Source organism: Paraburkholderia sp. JPY419, from assembly GCF_050435705.1.
GTDB classification, from domain to species: domain Bacteria; phylum Pseudomonadota; class Gammaproteobacteria; order Burkholderiales; family Burkholderiaceae; genus Paraburkholderia; species Paraburkholderia youngii.
Genome location: NZ_JBNDKV010000002.1, coordinates 2,812,847 through 2,834,426 on the forward strand (window position 1 = coordinate 2,812,847; position 21,580 = coordinate 2,834,426).

At 66.0% G+C, this 21,580-nt stretch carries 21 protein-coding genes, 1 tRNA gene and 1 riboswitch; of the genes, 14 read left to right on the plus strand and 8 right to left on the minus strand.

Translation table 11 applies throughout. The features are described 5' to 3' along the window. Positions 1-6 precede the first annotated feature (6 nt). From QFZ91_RS19135 to QFZ91_RS19160, 6 genes are all read right to left on the minus strand, one after another. Positions 7-603 carry a chorismate mutase gene (locus tag QFZ91_RS19135; protein WP_429568086.1) on the minus strand — a complete coding sequence of 199 codons (597 nt, stop codon included), beginning with the start codon at positions 601-603 and terminating at the stop codon, positions 7-9. A gap of 281 nt (positions 604-884) precedes the next feature. Further along, entirely contained in the window at positions 885-1,034 is a 150-nt protein-coding gene (locus tag QFZ91_RS19140; protein WP_008921206.1) for a hypothetical protein, read from the minus strand. Between the two features lie 802 nt (positions 1,035-1,836). Then, a tRNA-Thr gene (locus tag QFZ91_RS19145) sits at positions 1,837-1,912 on the minus strand. A 73-nt stretch (positions 1,913-1,985) separates the two neighbouring features. Continuing rightward, entirely contained in the window at positions 1,986-3,002 is a 1,017-nt protein-coding gene (locus QFZ91_RS19150) for a class 1 fructose-bisphosphatase (RefSeq protein ID WP_176381236.1), read from the minus strand. A gap of 86 nt (positions 3,003-3,088) precedes the next feature. Further along, positions 3,089-3,541, minus strand: a complete 453-nt coding sequence (locus tag QFZ91_RS19155) for a HigA family addiction module antitoxin (RefSeq protein ID WP_429568087.1) — start codon at positions 3,539-3,541, stop codon at positions 3,089-3,091. Positions 3,542-3,557: 16 nt separating this feature from the next. Further along, positions 3,558-3,641 (minus strand): hypothetical protein, encoded by an 84-nt coding sequence (locus tag QFZ91_RS19160; RefSeq protein WP_429568661.1) that lies wholly within the window; start codon positions 3,639-3,641, stop codon positions 3,558-3,560. On the opposite strand from QFZ91_RS19160, the gene QFZ91_RS19165 reads away from it, so the two are divergent. Beyond that, complete coding sequence (locus QFZ91_RS19165) at positions 3,606-3,863, plus strand: hypothetical protein (protein WP_429568688.1); 258 nt, start codon at positions 3,606-3,608, stop codon at positions 3,861-3,863. The two genes, QFZ91_RS19160 and QFZ91_RS19165, sit on opposite strands and share 36 nt — an antisense overlap. Before the next feature lie 178 nt (positions 3,864-4,041). Here the strand turns inward: QFZ91_RS19165 and pepN are convergent, their stop codons facing one another. Then, positions 4,042-6,738, minus strand: coding sequence for an aminopeptidase N (pepN, locus tag QFZ91_RS19170; protein ID WP_429568088.1), 2,697 nt, complete (start codon positions 6,736-6,738; stop codon positions 4,042-4,044). A gap of 323 nt (positions 6,739-7,061) precedes the next feature. Here pepN and QFZ91_RS19175 point away from each other — a divergent pair, with 323 nt between their 5' ends. Further along, positions 7,062-7,751, plus strand: coding sequence for a DUF4136 domain-containing protein (locus QFZ91_RS19175; RefSeq protein WP_429568089.1), 690 nt, complete (start codon positions 7,062-7,064; stop codon positions 7,749-7,751). Between the two features lies 1 nt (position 7,752). Here QFZ91_RS19175 and QFZ91_RS19180 read toward each other — a convergent pair whose 3' ends face one another. After that, positions 7,753-8,325 carry a TMEM165/GDT1 family protein gene (locus QFZ91_RS19180; protein WP_429568090.1) on the minus strand — a complete coding sequence of 191 codons (573 nt, stop codon included), beginning with the start codon at positions 8,323-8,325 and terminating at the stop codon, positions 7,753-7,755. 10 nt (positions 8,326-8,335) lie between these two features. Continuing rightward, a riboswitch (yybP-ykoY riboswitch) is annotated at positions 8,336-8,549 on the minus strand. 494 nt (positions 8,550-9,043) lie between these two features. On the opposite strand from QFZ91_RS19180, the gene QFZ91_RS19185 reads away from it, so the two are divergent. The 12 genes from QFZ91_RS19185 to QFZ91_RS19240 are packed head-to-tail and all read left to right on the plus strand — an operon-like array spanning position 9,044 to position 21,578. Then, entirely contained in the window at positions 9,044-9,769 is a 726-nt protein-coding gene (locus tag QFZ91_RS19185; protein WP_176381247.1) for a beta-ketoacyl synthase chain length factor, read from the plus strand. After that, a complete protein-coding gene (locus tag QFZ91_RS19190; RefSeq protein ID WP_429568091.1) occupies positions 9,753-10,547 on the plus strand; it encodes a lysophospholipid acyltransferase family protein in 795 nt (264 codons plus the stop codon). Before QFZ91_RS19185 ends, QFZ91_RS19190 begins: the two co-directional genes overlap by 17 nt. Further along, positions 10,522-10,827, plus strand: a complete 306-nt coding sequence (locus QFZ91_RS19195; RefSeq protein ID WP_176105339.1) for a phosphopantetheine-binding protein — start codon at positions 10,522-10,524, stop codon at positions 10,825-10,827. The genes QFZ91_RS19190 and QFZ91_RS19195 overlap by 26 nt, the downstream gene beginning before the upstream one ends. Beyond that, on the plus strand, positions 10,824-11,075 hold the full coding sequence (locus tag QFZ91_RS19200; RefSeq protein WP_013090186.1) for an acyl carrier protein: 252 nt from the start codon (positions 10,824-10,826) through the stop codon (positions 11,073-11,075). The genes QFZ91_RS19195 and QFZ91_RS19200 overlap by 4 nt, the downstream gene beginning before the upstream one ends. Beyond that, positions 11,075-11,743 carry a hypothetical protein gene (locus QFZ91_RS19205; RefSeq protein WP_429568092.1) on the plus strand — a complete coding sequence of 223 codons (669 nt, stop codon included), beginning with the start codon at positions 11,075-11,077 and terminating at the stop codon, positions 11,741-11,743. The genes QFZ91_RS19200 and QFZ91_RS19205 overlap by 1 nt, the downstream gene beginning before the upstream one ends. Continuing rightward, positions 11,743-13,440, plus strand: coding sequence for an AMP-binding protein (locus QFZ91_RS19210; RefSeq protein ID WP_429568093.1), 1,698 nt, complete (start codon positions 11,743-11,745; stop codon positions 13,438-13,440). The genes QFZ91_RS19205 and QFZ91_RS19210 overlap by 1 nt, the downstream gene beginning before the upstream one ends. Then, positions 13,440-15,176: a glycosyltransferase family 2 protein gene (locus tag QFZ91_RS19215; RefSeq protein WP_429568094.1), complete on the plus strand. Its 1,737-nt coding sequence runs from the start codon at positions 13,440-13,442 to the stop codon at positions 15,174-15,176. Before QFZ91_RS19210 ends, QFZ91_RS19215 begins: the two co-directional genes overlap by 1 nt. After that, positions 15,163-16,782, plus strand: a complete 1,620-nt coding sequence (locus QFZ91_RS19220) for an HAL/PAL/TAL family ammonia-lyase (RefSeq protein ID WP_429568095.1) — start codon at positions 15,163-15,165, stop codon at positions 16,780-16,782. Before QFZ91_RS19215 ends, QFZ91_RS19220 begins: the two co-directional genes overlap by 14 nt. Beyond that, positions 16,779-17,219: an acyl-CoA thioesterase gene (locus QFZ91_RS19225; RefSeq protein ID WP_429568096.1), complete on the plus strand. Its 441-nt coding sequence runs from the start codon at positions 16,779-16,781 to the stop codon at positions 17,217-17,219. The genes QFZ91_RS19220 and QFZ91_RS19225 overlap by 4 nt, the downstream gene beginning before the upstream one ends. Then, positions 17,207-17,890, plus strand: coding sequence for a LolA family protein (locus tag QFZ91_RS19230; protein ID WP_429568097.1), 684 nt, complete (start codon positions 17,207-17,209; stop codon positions 17,888-17,890). The genes QFZ91_RS19225 and QFZ91_RS19230 overlap by 13 nt, the downstream gene beginning before the upstream one ends. Then, positions 17,890-20,397, plus strand: coding sequence for an MMPL family transporter (locus tag QFZ91_RS19235; protein ID WP_429568098.1), 2,508 nt, complete (start codon positions 17,890-17,892; stop codon positions 20,395-20,397). The genes QFZ91_RS19230 and QFZ91_RS19235 overlap by 1 nt, the downstream gene beginning before the upstream one ends. Beyond that, a complete protein-coding gene (locus QFZ91_RS19240) occupies positions 20,394-21,578 on the plus strand; it encodes a beta-ketoacyl-[acyl-carrier-protein] synthase family protein (RefSeq protein ID WP_429568099.1) in 1,185 nt (394 codons plus the stop codon). The genes QFZ91_RS19235 and QFZ91_RS19240 overlap by 4 nt, the downstream gene beginning before the upstream one ends. The last annotated feature ends 2 nt before the right edge of the window (positions 21,579-21,580 follow it).

The window sequence follows — 21,580 nt, forward strand, 5'->3', positions numbered from 1 at the left end:
GCGGAATCAGCCGGTCGCGCCAACTCCACCGGTCTCGCACACGTGACCTAGCGCGCGCGTCATCGCGCTCGAATGCGTGGAGTCATAGCGCGTCAGCGTTTTCCAGTTAGCCAGCGATTGCGCGACGCGCGACGGGCAATCGTCCGCTGCGCGCAGCGGCTGCACGCGCGCCAGACTCGCCATCAACGCTTGCGTCAGCTTGTCGAGCTGTGGTCGCGTGCTGGTTGCGAGATCGGGTGCGGGACCTTGCGGTGGCTGCGTGCTGCGCCATTTCGCGAACAGCGCGTTCTGCACGTCTTTGCTCGCATCGATCTGGTCCTGGAAGAACACGCGCGCGAACGCCGGGTCGACGTTTGCCGCCGCAGCGCGCTTTTCCACATCGGCGAGCAGCGCGTTTTCACGCGGCGTATCGGTGATCGGCTGGTGGTTCGCCCATTTCCAGCGCGCGACCGGCTCCGCGAGCGCAAGGCGCTGCGAAACCAGTGCGATCAGGTTCGTGAGCGCGGTGTCGTCACCATCGGCAAGGGCGGGGGCAGGCGAGAAAGCGACGGTGGCGGCGATGGCGAGCGCGCATGACGCGCCGAAGCGATGCAAACGATTCATGAGGTGGACGTGGCCGGGCGGCCGTTGACGGAAAAAACAGAAGAATAAATGATGCCCGGCAAACCTCGCGCGCCGGGCCACTTTACACAAGTTGTCGGAGAGAAAATTGGCGCGTGAAGGACGCGCGTATTCGTACGCTCGAGCCGTGTGGCCCGGTAGCTGCTGTGATCAGGCGAACTGATCCAGCGTCCTGACGGAGGTGTCGGACGCGTAATGAGGGCGCGAGTACGCACCGCGCATGACATCAACGAGCGCGAATGCTGCGCCGCGCCAGTGGTCCGCTATTTCGGATCGCACGACTTGCGTTGTTCGTCGAAGAAAGCGCGAACATGCTCGGGCAGCTCGGCTCCCAAAAACTCGACGGCCACAGGTTCCGGATCCGGGTAAAAAACCTTGTCCGGGGTCGGAATCTTCGGTGGTTTGGCATCCATGATCTTTCTCCTTTGCGAACCGATTATCGGCCTCGTCCCCCGCATGGCACCAGTGCCCGATGCGAGTCATACATACTCTGTTGCTTTAACGGCACAAGCCGACACATCAGCAGAGGGATTGAATAAAATTTATCGTCTAACTATCGCTTGGGTTTCGCGATCTGCCTGATCCGCTTAATTCCCAGCGTGAAATCATCTCGATCCGGCTCCCTCCGCCATTGCTCTCGCGCCTTGCCCCACCTGGGTTGGAGCATGTCCGATCGATATTTCCCTGCACTGCATCCGACGTTCTCGTGCGAAAAACGTGACAAATTTGTGCGTTGCCGCATCGGCAGTATTTTCGCGTTTTCTCAATTGAACGTTCGTAATTTGCCGATTGCATAATTGCGTGCCTAATACTTGGTAAACGGCACATTCCGCGCCGCGTTGACCGGACCAACCGCTGTTTAAAGATTTTTGTCGTTAATTAATTGCTGACAGTCGGATGGCATACCCATTCCCATATTGCTGTGACGAAAGGAGCGCATTTGGCGACCTGTCTAGCATATGCGATCGCGCCTCCTATGATTGAAGCGACTACCGATGTTTCGACGTGCGTTGACAGACGGACCCGCGACGCGCGGAGCGGATTATGACGTTCTTCATGTTGGGGGGAGAGGTCGCCGATGGACAACGCTGGAGCGGGCATTGCCGGCTACTGGCTGTTTCAACTCGTCAAGGGAGTGGGAGGTCGGCAACGTCTCGCGCGACGGCAAAACAAAAAGCCCAGTCACGAGGACTGGGCTTTTTGCTTGAAACTTGATGGTGCCGGAAAGAGGAATCGAACCCCCGACCTTCGCATTACGAATGCGCTGCTCTACCGTCTGAGCTATTCCGGCATCAGGAGAAACGAGATTATAGGGACTACTTCAGTGACTTGGCAAGCCCCTTGATGCATTTTTTCTTTCGCGATCACTTCTTCGCTTCGAGGTGATAGCGGGTCACGCGATCGACCTCGTTCTTCGAGCCGAGGAACACCGCGACGCGCTCGTGCAGGCTCTTTGGCTGGACGTCGAGAATACGCTTCTCGCCGTTGGTTGCGGCTCCGCCCGCCTGCTCGACGATGAAGGCCATCGGATTGGCTTCGTACATCAGACGCAGCTTGCCAGGCTTGTCCGGTGTGCGCTTGTCGGCGGGGTACATGAAGATGCCGCCGCGATTCAGGATGCGATGTACGTCGGCGACCATCGATGCGATCCAGCGCATGTTGAAGTCGGCCTGGCGCGAACCTTCCTTGCCCGCTTTCAGTTCGCCGATGTATTGCTGAACCGGCGGATACCAGTGGCGTTCGTTCGAAGCGTTGATCGCGTACTCGCGAGTTTCGACGGGAATACGCATGTCGCTTTGCGTGAGCACCCACGAGCCGAGTTCGCGATCGAGCGTGAAGCAGTTCACGCCGTTGCCGGTGGTCAGCACGAGCACTGTTTGCGGGCCGTACACCGCATAGCCCGCGGCGACCTGCTCCGTGCCCGGCTGCAGGAACGATTGCTCGGTGGCTTGGTGGCCGTCCGGGCAGCGCAGCACCGAGAAGATCGTGCCGATCGACACATTGACGTCGATGTTCGACGAGCCGTCGAGCGGATCGAACACGAGCAGATATTCGCCCTTCGGATAGTTGGCCGGAATCGGGAAGAACTGTTCCATTTCCTCGGAGGCCATGCCTGCGAGGTTTCCGCCCCATTCGTTCGCCTCGAGCAGAATTTCGTTCGACAGGATGTCGAGCTTTTTCTGCACCTCGCCCTGGACGTTTTCGCTGCCCGCCGAGCCGAGCGCATCGCCGAGTGCGCCCTTGCTGACGTGGTAGCTGATCGCCTTGCACGCGCGCGCGACGACTTCGATCAACAGGCGCAGATCGGCGGGCAGGTTGTTGGTTTCACGCTGCTGCTCGATCAGGTACTTCGTGAGAGTGGTACGACGTTGCAAAGACATTGCTGTACTCCGGGAAGGCTAGAAGAATGATGGGATTTTAACCGCTCGTGTGTGTCGGCTCCGTGCTTTTGGCCGCACGGCCGCCTTCAGGCCTTGCGGCGCGTCCTGGCCGAGACGGTGCCGCGGACGCTGGCCGCGAGCGCCGCGGCCCGGGCGTGCCCGGCGGGCACGCTGGGCAGTTTCGGGCGCTCGGCGCGCGGCATCGGTTCGATTTCCCGTTCGATCTGCTCGCCGGCGGCGGCGGTGGTGACGCGCAGATCGTAGGCGATTTGCAGATTGAGCCAGAACTGCGCGCTGGCGCCGAAGTAGCGCTCCAGCCGCAGCGCGGTATCGGCGGAGATGGCGCGGCGGCCGCGTACGACGTCGTTGATGCGCGGCGCCGGCACCCGCAGTGCAAGCGCGAGCGCGTTGACGGACATGCCGAGCGGCTCGAGAAACTTGCTGCGCAGAATTTCGCCAGGATGGATCTCGTCAATGGCCGCGCCCGTATCGATGTCGGAGAAATCGATGCTTTTCAGCGCGGAGCGTTTGATGACCATGTCGGTCTCCCAGTAGTCAGTGATAGTCGACGATCTCGACATTCAGCGCGTCCTCGCCGACGAAATGAAAACAGATGCGCAACTGCGCATTGATGCGGATGCTCCATTGCCCGCTGCGCTGGCCTCGCAAGGCTTCGAGCCGGTTTTGGGCGGCGCGTGCAAATTCGCGATGGAGCTCGCGGCGTCGATCATCAGCAGCTTGCGATGTGCTAGCGCCTGGATCGAGTGCGGCAACGTATGCACGAACCTGCCCTGGAAAATTCTTGCGGTGGCCTTGTCTGCGAATGTCGTGATCATTGAATCGTATAACGCATTGCGTTAAATGCAAACCATTAAACGTGTGCGTATACTTTCTCCCCGCCGAGGTCCGATGAAGAGTCGGCCAAATGGCTAACGCCGTGCCACGACCGGGGAGCGCAGCCCATCAACGAAAAAGCAGCGCAAAAAAAGCCGGCAACGCGTGCCGGCTTTCCGATGCGACTCGAGAACTCAGCGAGGCATCACGCCAACGCCTTCTCGACGATCTCGCGCACGTCGCGCGACTTGACCTGCGCGGCCACTTTCTCGAACGCCGCGCGCATGCTGTCGCGCAGCGCCGGCGTGAAGCGTCGCCACAGCTCGAGCGAACGCGCGAGGCGCGCGGCCACCTGCGGATTGAGCGCGTCGAGCGCGATCACCTGCTCGGCCCAGAATGCGTAGCCGGAGCCATCTGCCGCGTGGAACTGCGCGGGGTTCGCCGCGCAGAAGCTGAAAATCAGCGAACGTGCCCGGTTCGGGTTCTTCAGGTTGAAGGCCGGATGCGTCATCAGCTTGCGCACCGTATCGATCACCGGATGCTGTGCGCCGCCGCGCTGCGTGGCCTGCAACGCGAACCATTTGTCGATGACGAGCGGCTCCTTCTCGAAGCGTCGATAGAAGTCGTCGAGCGCGTGCTGCGCCTCGGGACTGCCGCCTTGCGGCGCGGCCGCGTTGAGCAGCGCCGACAGTGCGGCCGCGCGGTCGGTCATGTTGTTCGCGGCTTCATATTGCGCGGAGGCAAGACGTACGGCGTCCGCGGAATCGTCGAGCTCGGTCAGATACGACAGCGCGAGATTCTTCAACGCGCGATGACCGGCCGCCTCCGGCGTCGCCTCGTAGGCGCCCGGCGTGCGATGCTGCTCGTAGACCTTCAGCCAGTCGTCACGCAGCGCATTGGCGAGGCGCTTGCGCACGAACTGCCGTGCCGCGTGCACCGCGGCCGGATTCGACTCGGCCATCTGCTCGGCCAGATACGCTTCGGACGGAAGCATCAGCGCGAGTTCACGGAATGCCGGCGACAGCGTCTCGTCGGTCAAAACACGCGCGAACGCGGCGACCACCGAGTCGTCGAACTGCAGCGCCGCGCCCGTGGCCGCACGCCCGGCGAGCGCGAGCAGCTCGCGGGTGGCGAGCCGCTGGCCGGCCTCCCAACGGTTGAACGGATCGCTGTCGTGCGCAAGCAGGAATGCGAGCTGTTCGGCCGTGTAGTCGTATTCGACGATCACCGGTGCCGAGAAATTGCGCAGCAGCGACGGCAGCGGTTCCTGCCCGACGTTGACGAACGTGAAGGTCTGCTCCGTCTGCGCGAATTCGAGCACGCGCGTGGTCGACTCCGACGCCTTCGCCTCGCCGTCGAGCTGCAGTGGCAGATCGCGGCCGTCCTTGCCGATCAGACCGATCGCGAACGGAATCAGCAGCGGACCCTTCTGTGTTTCGCGCGCGGCTGGCACGGCATCGCCGTAGCCTTGGCGCAGCGTCACGCTGTAGCGCTGCTGCGCGGCGTCGTAGCGCGCGCGCACCGATACGCGCGGCGTGCCGGCCTGGCTATACCAGCGCTCGAACTGCGCGAGGTCGCGGCCGTTCGCGTCGGCGAGCGCGTGACGGAAGTCGTCGCAGGTCACGGCCTGGCCGTCGTGACGCTTGAAGTACAGGTCCATGCCCTTGCGAAAGCCGTCGCGGCCGAACAGCGTCTGATACATCCGCACGACTTCCGAGCCTTTCTCGTAGACGGTCATCGTGTAGAAGTTGTTGATCTCGACGTAGCTCTCCGGGCGCACCGGATGCGCCATCGGACCCGCGTCCTCGGCGAACTGCATCTGGCGCAGCACGCGCACGTCCTCGATGCGCTTGGTCGCGCGCGCGGCTTCGTCGCTGGCGCCGCCCGCCATGTCGGCCGAGAACTCCTGGTCGCGAAACACGGTCAAGCCTTCCTTCAGGCTCAGCTGGAACCAGTCGCGGCAGGTCACGCGGTTGCCGGTCCAGTTGTGGAAGTACTCGTGGCCGACCACCGCCTCGATGTTCGCGAAGTCGGTGTCGGTGGCCGTTTCGGGATTCGCGAGCACGTACTTCGTGTTGAAGATGTTGAGCCCCTTGTTTTCCATCGCGCCCATGTTGAAGTCGCTGACCGCGACGATCATGAAGCGGTCCAGATCGAGCTCGAGCCCGAAGCGCTCTTCGTCCCAGCGGATCGAGTGGATCAGCGAATCCATCGCGTGACGGGTCTTGTCGAGATCATGCGGCTCGACCCACACCTGCAGCAGCTTTTCCTTGCCCGAGCCGGTCTTCACGCGTTCTTCGAGCGCGACGAGCTTGCCCGCGACGAGCGCGAACAGATAGCTCGGCTTCTTGAACGGATCTTCCCAGCGCGCGAAATGACGGCCGTCGGGCAGATCGCCTTGTTCGAGCAGATTGCCGTTCGACAGCAACACCGGATAGTCGGTCTTGCTCGCGCGCAGCGTGACCGTGAAGCTCGCCATCACATCGGGGCGGTCGAGGAAGTAGGTGATGCGGCGAAAGCCCTCGGCTTCGCACTGCGTGAAGAAGTTGCCGCTCGACACGTACAGCCCCGACAGCGTGGTGTTTTCCGCGGGATTGCAGATGCTCGTGAGGGTCAGCTCGAAGCTGTCCGGCACGTTGTCGAGCAGCAGGCCGTGCTCGTGCGGATGCGCGTTCGCAAACGGCTTGCCGTCGATTTCGGCGCTGACGAACTCCAGCTGCTCGCCCATCAGTTCGAGATGCGCGGCGCGCGAAGCATCCGGGTTGCGGCGCACGCGCATCGTATTCCTGACAACCGTGCGTTCGGGGACCAGATCGAACTCCAGCGCGACGGTGTCGATCAGGAAGGCGGGCGGCGCGTAATCGGCGCGGCGGATCACATTGGGCGTTGCGGTATCGGCCATGGTGTTCTTTGGTGGTGTACTCGAGCGGTCGGGCGCGCAAACGGCGCGCGAGCCGGGCTTGGTCGACTCATTGTACAAAGCCTCGGGCGATCGTGCGGAGGGGAAGGGGGCCGAGTTTCGGCGCCGGGCAGCGCGTCCGGTTTCGACGGGCAGGGCAAGAACCTTTTGTTCGCTGCCGAGGTCAGCGTATTATCGGTCGCCGTGCGTGGCGGGGACCCGGCAGCGTCAGCCGGCGAGCGCATCGCGCGACGGAATAATCGCGGCCGACGCAGAGTTTTAACCGAAGCTGAATAGATGCAACCAGAGGCATCACGAGGCAGACCATGAACTTCGATCGATGGACCCGCCGCGTCGCGTTGCTGTTCGTCGCGCTGAGCGTGCTGCTGTCCGGCTGCACGACCTACGTGACGACAGAGGTCACGGCGTTCTCCGACTGGACCGGCAGCGACGCAACCCGCACCTATGCGTTCACGCGCCACGAGGATCAGAAGAACAATCTCGAACTGAGCGCCTACGAGCGGATCGTCGCAAACGAGCTCGCCGTGCACGCGTTCCGCGAAGTCCCTCACGACGAAGCGCGCTATCTGGTGGAACTCGCCTATGGCATCCGCTCGGATGTCGTGACCGTCGCGCAGCCGGTCTACTACAACCCGTGGCCCGGCCCTTACTGGGGCCGGCCGTTCGATCCGTGGGGTCCGTGGGGGCCGTTCCCGGCGACATACGTGAACCAGAGCTACCCGGTATTCACGCATCTGCTCGGCATCCGGATTACCGAGCGTGCGAGCGGCCGGGAGGTCTACAACGTGACGGCGCGCAATTTCGGCGAGGAGTCGTCGCTGGTGCGGGCGATGCCTTATCTGGCGCGTAGCGCGCTGGCGGACTTCCCGCTGGCCAACGGCGCCGTGCACACCGTGAAGATCCCGCTCGGCGGCGGCGCGGCTGCGAACGAAGTGTCTCTGCCAGCGGCGACGCCGCCCGCGGGTTCGGCGTCGGCGCCGAAGGCCGCGCAGTAGCTTAGACCCCGACCCCGAACAAGGCCATCGCGCCCAGCACGACGAACATCACCGCGGCGATGCCGTGCACGAGCTTCGTCGGCAGACGATGCGCGAAGCGGTCGCCGAGCAGGATCGCCGGGACGTTCGCGATCATCATGCCGAGCGTCGTGCCGGCCACCACGCCGAAGAAATCGTGAAAGCGCGCGGCGAGGGCGACCGTCGCGATCTGCGTCTTGTCGCCCATCTCGGCGAGGAAGAACGTGACGACCGTGGTGCCGAACACGCCGAAGTGCGTGCGGCTCGTGTTGGCTTCCTCGTCTTGGAGCTTGTCGGGCACCAGAATCCACAGCCCCATGCCGACGAACGACACCGCCAGCGCCCAGCGCATGACGGTCGGCGTCAGCATCGAACCGAGCCACGCGCCGAGCGCGCCGGCGCCCGCGTGATTGATCAGCGTTGCCGCGAACACGCCGAGAATGATCGGCATGGGCTTGCGATAGCGCGCGGCCAGCACGAGCGACAGCAGTTGCGTCTTGTCGCCGATTTCGGCGAGCGCGACCGCGCCGGTCGAAATGAGAAAAGCTTGAGTCACGTTGAATGGATTCCTCGGGCCGAAGATGAACGAGCGACGACCCACGACACGCCGGGCCCTGTTGCGGCGCGTGTGGATCATCGGTCTCGCCAGGCCAAAGGCTGCGACTGCCATGGCCGTGCTGGCCAAGTGTGTTGACAGGCGCCCCCGCGAGCCACACGTGCGACGCACCGGCGAAGCGGTGCGGACGTGCCGCGGGGCGGCTACTCCCCAATGAGGGGCGGAGTATAACAGGCGCCGCAGCATCGCTGTGACGAACGTTGTTCGCGTGCGGACGACCCTGCGGAGGTGTTTTCGCTCTACGACGTATTCCGCGAAAGATCAATGAAAGGTTTTTTGGTGGATTCTGTCGGCGTTGGCGCGCCAGCGTCGACGCGCGAAACGGCCTTGCGGTGCGTCGCCGCGGCCGGCTTTGTCAAATCGTCTAACAATGTGTTGCGCGTCAGGCGCGGATACAGATGGATACGTCTTTCCTCGACGATTTGCTTCAGAATATCCGGTACTATTCGGCCACAAAAGGAGCCCGAGCCGCCATCCACCACACCGATTGTCAGGCGCGCCTGACAAGTCAGGCCGATCGCCGGTGCTGCATTCCCATGCCAGCAGACCGGTCGATCCCGGCTGGAACCTCCCGATCCGCGCGGCGCCGCTCGCTGTGACGGCTGTGTATTCCGTCAGGCGCTTGAGCTCTTTTCCCGTTTCTACGCGCGAACACCATATGCCCGATCTGCACTGGACCATTCCGGTCGGTCGCTGGTCTAGCTGGCCGGCTACCTCGTCTGCTGCACCCGATGTCGGCTTTATCGAGCCGATCGTGCGGCGGCGTCTCAGCACGCTGTCGAAGGTCGCGCTCAAGGTCGCGCACGACTGCGTCGCGCAGGAACCCGCGCGCGTGGTGTTCGCGTCGCGGCACGGGGAATTGCGGCGTACCACCGACATCCTGCGCAGCATCAGCGCGGGCGAACCGGTGTCGCCGACCGCCTTCAGCCTGTCGGTGCTGAACGCGATGACCGGCGTGTTCGGGATCGCGCGCGGCGACCGCTCGGCCGCGAGCGCGGTATCGGCTGGTGCGCAAACGCTCGGCTATGCGCTGCTCGAAGCGTACGCGCAATTCGCGACACAACCGGACGTGCCGGTGCTGCTCGTCTATGCCGACGAACCGGCCGATCTCGCGTACGGCACGATCGAAGACGAAGTGCACGGCGGCGCGATCGCGGTGCTGCTCGACAAGGATGCGTCGGCAGGGCGCGTTGTTTGCTCCCTGACCCGCGCCGACGAGGAGGTGGCCGGGCAACCCGGCGAGCCGCGAACCGCAATGAGCGGCGCCGCGAGCTTTCCGACCCAGAGCCAGGCGCTGCTGCACTGCCTCGAAACCGGCCAGCCCGCGCGCTGGCAGCGCGCCGGCGCGCTGTGGCACTGGAGGTGGGATGAGCGCGCGGCTTGATTACGCGTGGCGTTTTTGCGCGACCGGCCTCGCCTTTGTGGCGTTCGGCGTGTGCGGCGTGCTGTTTTCGGTGCTCGTGTTTCCGCTCGCGTGGCTGTGGCCGCATCGCGCGTCGCGGCAGCGTGCGGTGAGCGTCGTGATCCATCGGTTCTTTCGCGCGCTCGTCGCGGTGCTGCGCGGCCTCGGCGTGATGGAACTCGAAGCATCCGGCGCCGAGGCGTTGCGCGCGGGCGGACCGGCGATCGTCGTCGCGAATCACCCGACTTACCTCGACGTGATGGTCCTGCTGTCGCTGACGCCGCGCGCATGCTGTGTCGTCAAGCACGCGCACTGGCACAACCCGTGTTTCTGGGGCATCGTGCGCGCGGCCGAATACGTGAGCAACGCGGACGCGATCGCGCTCGTCGAGGCGGGAGCCAGGCAGCTCGCGGCCGGCTACACGATGATCATTTTTCCGGAGGGCACGCGCAGCCCCGCGCCCAACCGGCTGCACGCTTTTTCGCGCGGTTTCGCGCACATGGCGCTGAAGGCCGGTGCGCCGATCGTGCCGGTGTTGATGGATTGCGATCCGCCCGCGTTCACGCGGCAGATGCGCTGGTATCACGTGCCGGCGCGCGCTTTCCGGATGCGCGTGAACGTGCTCGCGCCGCTTGGCGTCGACGAGCTAGCCGCGCACGACGCCACCGCGGCCATCGCGGCGCGCAGCGTGACGAATGCCGTAGAAGCCCACATTACCCAGCACCTGTTCGATTATGGATTCTTTAAAACTGGAAATTAAAAAGCTTCTGATCGAAGCCCTCGATCTCGAAGACCTGAGCCCCGCCGATATCGACGACGACGCCCCGTTGTTCGGTTCCGACGGCATCGGTCTCGATTCGATCGACGCGCTCGAAATCGGCATCGTGCTGCGCAAACAATACCAACTGACCATCGCGGCGAACGACGAACGTACCCGCGAGCACTTCCGCTCGATCAACACGCTCGCCGCGTTGGTCGCGAGTCAGCGCGAAGCGGCGCACGCTGCGAACGAAACCGCAAGGAAGGGGATTGAATCGTGACCGAGACTGAGATTCTCGAGCGCATCCGCGCGATCTTTCAGGAAAACTTCGCGATCGAGCCGCAGCGCGTGACGCCCGACGCTCATCTGTTCGAAGACCTCGATCTCGACAGCATCGACGCGGTCGATCTCGCGATCAAGCTGCAGGAGATGACCGGCCGCCGCATCAAGCCGGAGAACTTCAAATCCGTGCGCACGGTCGGCGACGTGATCGGCGCGGTCGAATCGCTGCTCGCGGCGCAAGGTTGATGCGGGCCGCGCACCCGCGCATGCAGATGTCGGAGCCACCGCACGCCGCAAGCGAGTCCGGCGCGCGGCCTCGCTGGAGCACGACCGTCGTGCTGGTGCTGCTGAAACTCGCTTACCCCGTGCTGATCCTGTGTGCCTGGCGCTGGGATGCGCCGCGCCTCGTCGGCGGCATGCTGCTCGTGACCTTGTGGCTGCAGCGCTGGGCCGGCGGCGGTCCGGTCGCGATACCGCTGCGGCAGCTTTCCAGACTCGACTGGAGCGTGGTGGCGATGCTGAGCTGCGCGTCGGCGACGATCGTCGTCACCGATAGCGAACTGCTGCTGCGCTTCTATCCATTGCTCGTCAATCTCGGTTTGCTGATCGCGTTCGGCGCGACGCTCGTGCGCGGGCCGTCGATGATCGAAAAATTCGCGCGCCTCGGCAGTCCCGATCTGCCGCCGGGCGCGGTGTGCTATACGCGGCGCGTGACCCAGGTGTGGTGCGCGTTCTTCGTGCTGAACGGCGCGTTTTCCGCCTATACCGCGCTCTATTGGAGCCGCGCGGCCTGGTCGCTGTACAACGGCGCGATCGCCTATGGACTGATCGGCCTGCTGCTGGCCGGCGAATACGTGTGGCGACGCCTGTTCGTGCTGCCGCGCGCCGCGCGCGCGGATTCGGAGTCGGCCTGATGATCGCGTTGCATGACCTGTTGTCGGCCGATGCCGCGCTCGCGACGCCCGCCGCACCGGTGTGCCGCGACGGCGCCGTGCTGCTCGATCGCGCGGCGTTCCGCGCGCGCGTCGCGGGCTTGATCGAACTCGTGCAAACGCACGATGCGCGGCGCTGCGCGCTTTGTATCGACGATCCGTTCGAGTTCGCCTGCGCGTTGTTCGCGCTGTTCGCGTGCGGCAAGGAGCCGGTGATTCCTGCCAATGCAACGCCGGGCTATCTCGCCGATCTCGCTAACGCGTACGACTTCCTGCTGACGGACGCGGATCTGCCGCCGTTCGTCGCAGCGACGCATGTCGTCACGGTCAATACCGCGCAGCCGATCGACCCCCGCGCGCCGCTGACGCTCTACACATCCGGCAGCAGCGGCGCACCGAAGCCGATCCGCAAGACGCTCGCGCAATTCAACGCCGAAGTCCACACACTCGAACAGCAGTGGGGCGCATTGCTCGGCGACGCGACGATGCTCGCGAGCGTGCCGCATCACCACATCTACGGTCTGCTGTTTCGCGTGTTGTGGCCGCTCGCGGCGGGCCGCGCGTTCGATCGCGCAATCGGCATGGAGCCGCTGCAGCTACAGGCGCGTATCGCGCAATGCGGCGCGACGGCGGTCGTGTCGACCCCCGCGCAGCTTTCGCGCTGGCCCGCGTTGCCGGGCTTCGGCGCGCTCGCGCCCGCGCCGCGCGCGTTCTTTTCGTCGGGTGGCGCGCTCGCGGCCGACCCCGCGCAGGCCTATGCGGTCAGCTATGGCGCGGCGCCGCTCGAAATCTACGGCAGTACGGAAACCGGCGGGATCGCGTGGCGGCGTCAGGATCAGGGCCACGCGTGGCAGCCGGTCGCCGGCGCCGAGGTGCGCCGCGACCACGACGGAGCGCTGTGCGTGCGCTCGCCGCATCTCAATCACGACGGCTGGCATCGCACGGGCGATCGGATCGCGTTCGATGCCGACGGGCGCTTCCATTTGCAAGGGCGCCTCGACCGCGTGCTGAAGCTCGGCGGCAAGCGCGTGTCGCTGCCGGAGCTCGAGGCGCGTCTCGCGCTGCATCCGTATGTCGCGCAGGCGGCGCTGGTGCCGCTCGAAGGCGCGACGCGAGAGCGGGTCGGCGCAGTGGTCGCGCTGACCGAAGCGGGCGGCGCGACATTGCGTGATGAAGGCCGCGTCGCGCTCGCGAAAACGCTGCGCCGGCATCTGGCCGATTACTTCGATGCGGTCGTGCTGCCGCGTCACTGGCGTTTTCGCGTGGGTCTGCCATTCGACGCGCGCGGCAAGCTGCCCGCAAGTGCGGTCGCGGCCGCGTTCTCGCCGCTCGCCGAGGGCATGGAAGTGCTGGCCGAAACGCGCGTCGGCAACACGCTGCACTTTGTGCTGCGCGTGCCGCCGTCGCTCCAGCATTTCGCCGGCCACTTTTCGGGCCTGCCGATTCTGCCGGGCGTCGTGCAGGTCGACTGGGCGGCGCGGCTCGCGGCCGGGCATTGGCCGCGGGTGCGCGCGGTGGCGTCGGTCGATCGCCTGAAGTTCATGGCGCCGGTGACGCCCGGTGCGGTGCTCGAACTCACGCTCGCGTACGATGCCGAGCGCCGGCGCGTCCAGTTCGCGTACCGGCTCGATGGACGCGAATGCGCGTCGGGCGTGCTCGTGCATCGGGAGGACGCGTGATGAAGTTCGCGCCCTGCATCGTCATTCCGATCTACAACCACAAGGGCGCGATCGGCGCGACCATCGCCAATCTCGCGGTGCACGGCTTGCCGATCTTAGTCGTCGATGACGGCAGCGACGAGCCGACCCAGCAGGTACTCGCCGCGCTCGCGCTGCAATACGCGCAGCAGTTGACGCTGCTGCGTCTGCCCGAAAACGGCGGCAAGGGCGCGGCGGTGATGGCGGGCCTGCGCGCGGCGCGCGCCGCGGGCTACACGCATGCGCTGCAGATCGACGCCGACGGCCAGCACGACGCGACCGACGTGCCGCGCTTCATCGATGCCGCGCGCGCCGAACCTGGCGCGGTGATTCTCGGCCGTCCGGTGTACGACGACAGCGTGCCGAAGGCACGTCTGTACGGCCGCTATCTGACCCACGTGTGGGTGTGGATCGAGACGCTGTCGCTGACGATCCGCGATTCGATGTGCGGCTTTCGTCTGTATCCGCTCGCGCTCGCGTGTGAGCTGATCGACAGCGTGCGGCTGCCGACGCGCATGGACTTCGACATCGAGATCCTCGTGCGTCTGCACTGGCGGCGCGCCGAGTTCCGCTCGATCCCGACGCGCGTGACCTACGCGGCCGACGGCGTGTCGCATTTCGACGTGCTGTGGGACAACGTGCGCATCAGCCGCAGCCATACGCGGCTCGTGTTCGGCATGCTGATGCGTCTGCCGATGCTGCTCGCGCACAAGCTGATGCCACGCCGTGGCGCGCTCGCCGACACAGCGGACGACTGTGCCGACGCACCCCGGCCCGAAGCCTGGTGGCGTATCGCCGAACGCGGCAGCCGGCTCGGCATGAGCCTGCTCGCGCTGAGCTGCAAGCTGTTCGGCCGCCGCTTTACCGCGCTGTGGCTGCATCCGGTCGTCGCGTACTTTCTGGTGACGGGCCGCGCCGCGCGCGCCGCGTCGGGCAACTACTTCGCGCATCTGAACGCGGTCGCGCCGTCGGCGGAGATGCCGCGCCCGGGGTGGCTGTCCGCGTATCGCCATATGCTCGCGTTCGCGCAATCGGGCTTCGACAAGCTCGCCGCATGGACCGGCCGCGTCGACGACACAGACGTGACGTTCGACGATCCCGCGGCATTCGAAGCATTGATCGCGAGCGGCAAGGGCGCGCTCGTGATTGGCGCGCATCTCGGCAATCTGGAGATGATGCGCGCGCTCGCGATCCGCGGCGATCACGCGAAGGTCACTGCGGTCGTCTACACCGAGCACGCGCGCCGCTTCAACGAGGTGCTGGCGGCGTCGAATCGCGAGTTCGCGCGGCATCTGCTCGAAGTCGGTGACTTCGGTCCCGAGACCGCGGTTCTGATGCAGCAGCGCATCGATGCGGGCGAGCTGCTGGTGATCGTCGGCGACCGGGTGCCGGCGCGCGAGGCGGGGCGCACCACCGACGCGCAATTTCTCGGTGCGAGCGCGCCGTTCGCGCAAGGGCCCTACGTGCTCGCGCATGCGCTCGGCTGTCCTGTCTACCTGTTCTTCTGCCTGAAGGAGCGCGACGGCTATCGCATGTACTTCGAGCCGTTCGCCGAGCGAATCGAGCTGCCGCGCCGCGATCGCGCGCAGCACCTGGCCGCGTGGGCGCAACGCTACGCGCTGCGCCTCGAACACTATTGCCGCAAGGCCCCTTATCAATGGTTCAACTTCTTCGATTTCTGGGCCAGCTCCGAACGAGGCGCGAATGGCCGATCATGATCTGAACGATGTGCGACCCGCGCGCGTTGTTGCGAATGCCGCTTGCGCCGCCGGCTGCACGCCGATCGTCGTCGGTGCCCGCCGACTGACGATCGAAGAGGTCGTCGCGATTGCGCGGCAGCGCGCGTGCGTCGCACTGAGCGACGATGCCGTATGGCGTGCGCGCATCGAGCGCGGCGCGGCGTTCCTGCGCCGCCAGTTGGCCGCCGGCGCGACCGTGTACGGCGTCAACACCGGTTACGGCGACGCCTGCGTGATCGACGTGCCGACGGCGCTCGTCGAGGCATTGCCGCTGCAACTGACGCGTTATCACGGCTGCGGCATGGGCGCGTATCTCGACGATGCGCAAACCCTCGCCGTGATCGCCGCGCGTCTGAATTCGCTCGCGTATGGTTTTTCGGGCGTGCGTACGGTGCTGCTCGAACGCCTCGCGGCGTTGATCAATCATCGCGTGTTGCCGCGCATTCCGTCCGAGGGCTCGGTCGGCGCGAGCGGCGATCTGACGCCGCTGTCGTACGTGGCGGCGGCGCTCGCGGGCGAGCGCGACGTGCAGTACGCCGGTGCGTTGCGCGCGGCGCGCGACGTGTGGATCGAGCTTGGTGTCGAGCCGCTGACGCTCGCGCCGAAAGAGGGCCTCGCGCTGATGAACGGCACCGCCGTGATGACGGGTCTCGCGTGTCTCGCGGTGGCGCGCGCGGAGCACTTGACGCGGCTGGCCGCTAGTTTGACCGCGCTGGCGACCGTCGCGCTCGACGGTCGCGCCGCGCACTTCGACGCGACGCTGTTCGACGTGAAGCCGCACGCGGGCCAGGCCGAAGCGGCCGCGTGGATTCGCGCCGATCTGGCCGGCCGCACCGACACGCCCGGGCATCGTCTGCAGGACCGCTATTCGATTCGCTGCGCTCCGCATGTGATCGGCGTCGCGCGCGATGCGCTCGGCTGGGTGCGCCGCGACGTCGAAAACGAGTTGAACAGCGCGAACGACAATCCGCTCGTCGATCCCGACAACGAACGCATCTTGCACGGCGGCAACTTCTATGGAGGCCATATCGCGTTCGCGATGGATGCGCTGAAGGTCGCCGTCGCGAATCTGGCGGATCTGATGGACCGGCAGCTCGCGCTGCTGGTCGATGTCAACTTCAACAATGGCTTGCCGCGCAATCTGTCGGGCGCGGCGCCCGAACGCGCGGCGATCAATCACGGTTTCAAGGCCGTGCAAATTTCGTCGTCCGCCTGGACCGCCGAGGCGCTGAAGAACACGATGCCCGCGAGCGTGTTTTCGCGCTCGACCGAAGCGCACAATCAGGACAAGGTCAGCATGGGCACGATCGCCGCGCGCGACTGCCTGCGCGTGCTCGAATTGACAGAGCAGGTCGCCGCGGCGCACACGCTCGCGACGGTGCAGGCCGTGAATTTGCGCTTGCGCATCGATAGCGCGACGCCGGTGCCCGCGCCGCTGCGTGCATTCATCGACGACGTGGGCGCGCATTCGCCCTTCGTCGACGAGGACCGCGCGCTCGAAGGCGAGCTGCGCGCGCTCACCGCGCGCATTGCCGCGTGCGAACTGCTGGACATGATCGACGATCAGGAAGGAGTCAAGCTATGAGCGAGCCCGCGAAAACGCATCACGTGCTCGCCGCGAGCGCGACCGTCGAAGTGCCGTTTCACGACGTCGACGCGATGAACGTGTGCTGGCACGGCAATTATCTGAAGTACTTCGAGTTGGGCCGCGCGGCGCTGTTGCGCGCGTTCGACTACGACTATCGCCAGATGCGGGCGTCCGGCTATCTGTGGCCGATCGTCGAGGCGCATCTGAAGTACGTGCGGGCCGCCGTGTACGGACAGAAGCTCGAAGTGCGCGCGCAACTGCTCGAATACGAAAACCGCCTGAAAATAGGCTATGAAATCGTCGATTGCGCATCGGGCGCGCGGCTCACGAAGGGCTATACGATCCAGGTCGCCGTCGATGCCGCCACCGAGGAATTGCAGTTCGTGTCGCCGCAGGTCGTATTCGACAAGCTGGAGCGCGTATGGGGACGATGAACCGACGTGCGTCCGTGTCGCGGATCGCGGGCGTGATCGGCATGATCGGCGCCATGTGCGTGCCCGGATGGGTGGCACCAGCGCATGCGGCAACGGTTAATACTGCGCCCGCCAACGCCGCGCTCGTCTCGCAGATCGCCGCGCATCTCGCGCAGCCCAAGGGCGTGCGCTCGCAATTCACGCAGACACAAACGCTCGCCGCGATGAAGCAGCCGCTCGTCAGCAACGGCACGTTGCTGTTCTTCCGCGAGCGCGGCGTGATCTGGCAAATCGACACGCCGTACAAGGCCACCTACGTGATTACCGATGCTGGCGTCGCGCAGGTCGACGCCAGCGGCCGACGCGTGAGCACACATGGCGCACAGGGCACGCGCGGCGTCGCGCAGGTGTCGAAGATGATGCGCGCGATGCTCGGCGGCGATCTGTCGGCGCTGTACTCGCAGTTCGACGTGAGCGCCGAAGGCAGCGCCGCGCAATGGCGCATGCGCCTCACGCCGAATCAACCGCAGCTCGCGCAATCGATCAAGGGCCTCGACATGAGCGGCGGCGCTTATCTGCAAAGCCTGCGCATCACGCTCGCGAACGGCGACGTGACGAAGCTCGAGTTCGCGAACAGCACGGCCGTCGCCGAGCCGACGCCGGACGAGCGCAGCCTGTTCGGAGCGCCGTGATGGAGATACCGCAGCAGCGAGCCGCGAAACGGGCGTGGGGCGTGCGCGCCGGATGGCTCGCACTCGCGCTGCTGGCGGCGCTGTATTGCGGCTGGCGCTTCGCCGGGCCGTCACCGCTCGAAACCAATCTGCTCGCGCTCTTGCCCGCGACCGAAGCGGACCCGGTCGCCGAAAAAGCGGTCGACACGCTCGCGAGCGCGCTCGGCGATCGCACCGTGCTGCTCGTCACGAGCCGCGACGATGCGCACGCGAAAGCGGCCGCGAAGCAACTGGGTGCGTCGTTGCGAAAGAGCGGCGCATTCGCGTCGGTGACGGCCGAACTGCCGCCGTTCGACCTGTCGCAGATCGCGGCGCTGTATCTGCCGTACCGCTTCGGCCTGCTCGCGCCGGCCGATCGCAGCGCGCTCGCGAGCGCCAGCGCCACGACGTTGCACGACATGCTCGCGCAGCGCATCTACAGCCCGCTGCAAGGCGGCCTCAGCACGCAACTCGCCGACGATCCGTTCGGCTGGCTCGAACGCTGGCTCGGCGATTTGCCGCTCGCGACGTCGAATCTCGAAGTCGGGGACAACCTGCTGGTGTCGCATCGTCGCGACGCGCAGGGCGATACGACCAGCGTGCTGATCGTCGCGACGCTGCCTGGCTCCGCTTATGAAACGAAGACGCAGCGCGCGGTACACGCGGCGCTCGCCGACGCGGAAAACACGTTGCGTCAGGCGTTCCCCGATGTATCGGTCGCGCGCACCGGCGCCGTGTTCTACGCCGAGGCCGCGCGCAGCGCTGCCGAACGCGAGGTGCACGTGATCGGCATCGCATCGCTATGTGGCATCGCTCTGCTGATGATGTGGGTGTTCCGCTCGCCGCGTCTGTTGCTGCTCGGCTTCGTCTCGACCGCGCTCGGCATCGTGTGCGCGCTGGCGGCGACGCTGCTGATCTTCGGCAAGCTGCATTTGTTGACGCTTGTGTTCGGCGCGAGCCTGATCGGCGAGGCCGTCGATTATTCGATCCAGTATTTCGTCGTCTATCTCGGCGCGGGCCGCGACTGGGACGCGCGGCACGGCGCGCGCAGCGTGCGGCCCGCGCTCGGCGTGGCGCTGGCGACGAGCCTGCTCGGCTACGCGATCCTGATGTGGGTGCCGTTCCCCGCGTTGAAGCAGATCGCGTGCTTCGCGATGGTGGGCATCACGACCGCGTTCTCGTCGGTGCTGTGGCTGCTGCCGGCGCTGCTCACGCGCGCGCCGAAGCACTGCCCGCGACGCCTGTTCGCGAGCGCGGCGCGGCTGCTCGCGCGCTGGCAGCATGCGCTCGGCGGCAAGCGCGTGTGGCTGGTCGCCGCGCTGCTGCTGATCGCGTCGGTGCCCGGCTGGCTGCGTCTGAGCAGCGACGACGACATCCATCTGCTGATCCAGCGCGATGCGTCGCTGGCCGCGCAGGAAGACACGGTGCGCGCGGCGGTCGGCGTCGATAACAGCGCGCAGTTTTTCGTCGTGCGCGGCGCGAGCGAGGAAGCGGTGCTGCAACGCGCCGAAGCGCTCGGCGCGAAGCTCGATGCGCTGAACGGCAGCGCGGATAGCGTCGGCGGCTATCAGTCGATCGCGCAGTTCGTGCCCTCCGCGCAACGTCAGAGCGAAGATCGCGCGCTGCTTGCACGGCATGTGTTCGGCGACTCCGCCGCGTTGCGCGCGACGCTGCTGCAAGCGGGCTTCAAGGACGAAGTCGCCGAGGCTTGGCTCGCCGGCTTCGCCCGGCCGTCCGCGCCGCTGACCGTCGAGCGCTGGCTCGCGGCGCCCTGGTCGCAGCCGTACCGGCATTTGTGGCTCGGCGCGGTGGGATCGAACGACGCCAATCGGGCGCATGAAACAAGCTATGCGGCCGTCGTGATTCCCCAAGGCGTGACGCCGCGCAACGAACCCGCGCTGATCGCGCTCGCGCGCGGCCTGCCCGGCGTCGTGTTCGTCGACAAGGCCGCGAGCGTGTCGAAGCTGTTCGGTGCATATCGCGTGGATAGCGGCTGGTGGCTCGGCGGCGCGCTCGTGCTCGTGTGCGTGCTGCTGATGGTGCGTTATGGGGCGCGCGGCGGTATCGCCACGACCTTGCCCGTGCTGTTCGCGGTCGGCGTCGCGCTGGCGGTGTTCGGCTACGCGGGCGTGCCGCTCAATCTGTTCAACTGGCTCGCGCTGATGCTGGTGCTCGGCGTCGGCGCGAACTATGCGGTGTTCCTGCGCGAAGGCTGCGCCCGCGCGGACGCGGATCTCGGCGCGGTGTGGACCGGCGTGCTGCTGTCGGCGGCAACCACGTTGTTGTCGTTCGGCATGCTCGGCCTCAGTGCGATGCCCGCGCTCAGGAGTTTCGGCACCACGCTCGCGCTCGGCATCGCGGTTGCCGTGTTGCTCGCGCCTATCGGCATGCCATCGACGCAGTCATCGGCGAAGCCATCGGCGCAGTCATCGGCGAAGTCATCGGCGAAGTCATCGGATAAATCATCGGATTCACGGAGAGCGGCATGAAAGCGCCAACAGTTTATTTGCACGCGCTCGGCATGATCAACGCGCTCGGTGGCGACGTCGGCGAGATCGTGCCGGCGCTCGCCGCCGCGAATTCGCCCGGCATGGGCAACGTGCATACCGGCATCGGCGACGCGTTCGTCGGCAGTGTGCTCGCGCCGCTCGAACTCGCGCCGCGCGCAGATCTCGCGCGCTACGACTGCCGCAACAACCGGCTGCTGCTCGCGGCATTGGCGCAGATCGCGCCCGCGATCGAAGCCGCGCGCGAGCGCTATGGCCCGGAGCGGATCGGCGTCGTGCTCGGCACCAGCACGTCGGGCATCGAAGCGGCCGAAACCGCGTTCGTCTATCACGCCCGAGCCGGCGAACTGCCGCAGAGCTTCAACTACCGGCAGATGGAAATCGGCACCGCCGCGCCATTCGCGGCCGCCGCGCTCGGCGTGCACGGGCCGGCGTTTACGATTTCGACCGCGTGCACGTCGAGCGCGAAGGCGTTCGCATCGGCGCGTCGGCTGCTGCAATTGCGGCTGTGCGATGCGGTCGTCGTCGGCGGCGTCGATTCGCTCTGCGAATTGACGGTACAGGGCTTTGCGTCGCTCGAATCGACCAGCAGCGCGCGCACCAATCCGATGAGCCGCAATCGCTGCGGCATCAACGTCGGCGAGGGCGCGGCCGTGTTCCTGATGAGCCGCGACGAAGCGACGGTGCGGCTCGCGGGCGTCGGCGAATCGAGCGACGCGCATCATATTTCGGCGCCGGACCCGCAGGGCGTCGGCGGCGAACTCGCGCTTCGCGACGCGCTCGCGGACGCGGGCGTCGCGCCGTCGGCGGTCGGCTATGTGAATCTGCACGCGACCGCCACGCAGAAGAACGACGAAATGGAAGCCCGTCTGATGGCGCGCGTGTTCCCAGACGGCGTCGCCGCGAGCGGCACCAAGCCGCTGACCGGTCATCAGCTCGGCGCGGCCGGCGCGACCGAACTCGGCTTCGCGTGGCTCACGCTCGCGCACGAGAACGCGACGCTGCCGCCGCATCTGTGGGACGGCGAAGCCGATCCCGCGCTGCCCGCGCTCGATCTTGTCGCCGGCGCGCGCCATTTGCCGCGCGGCACGGGCACGCAGTACGCGATGAGCAATTCGTTCGCGTTCGGCGGCAGCAATGTCAGCCTGATCCTCGCCCGGTAAAG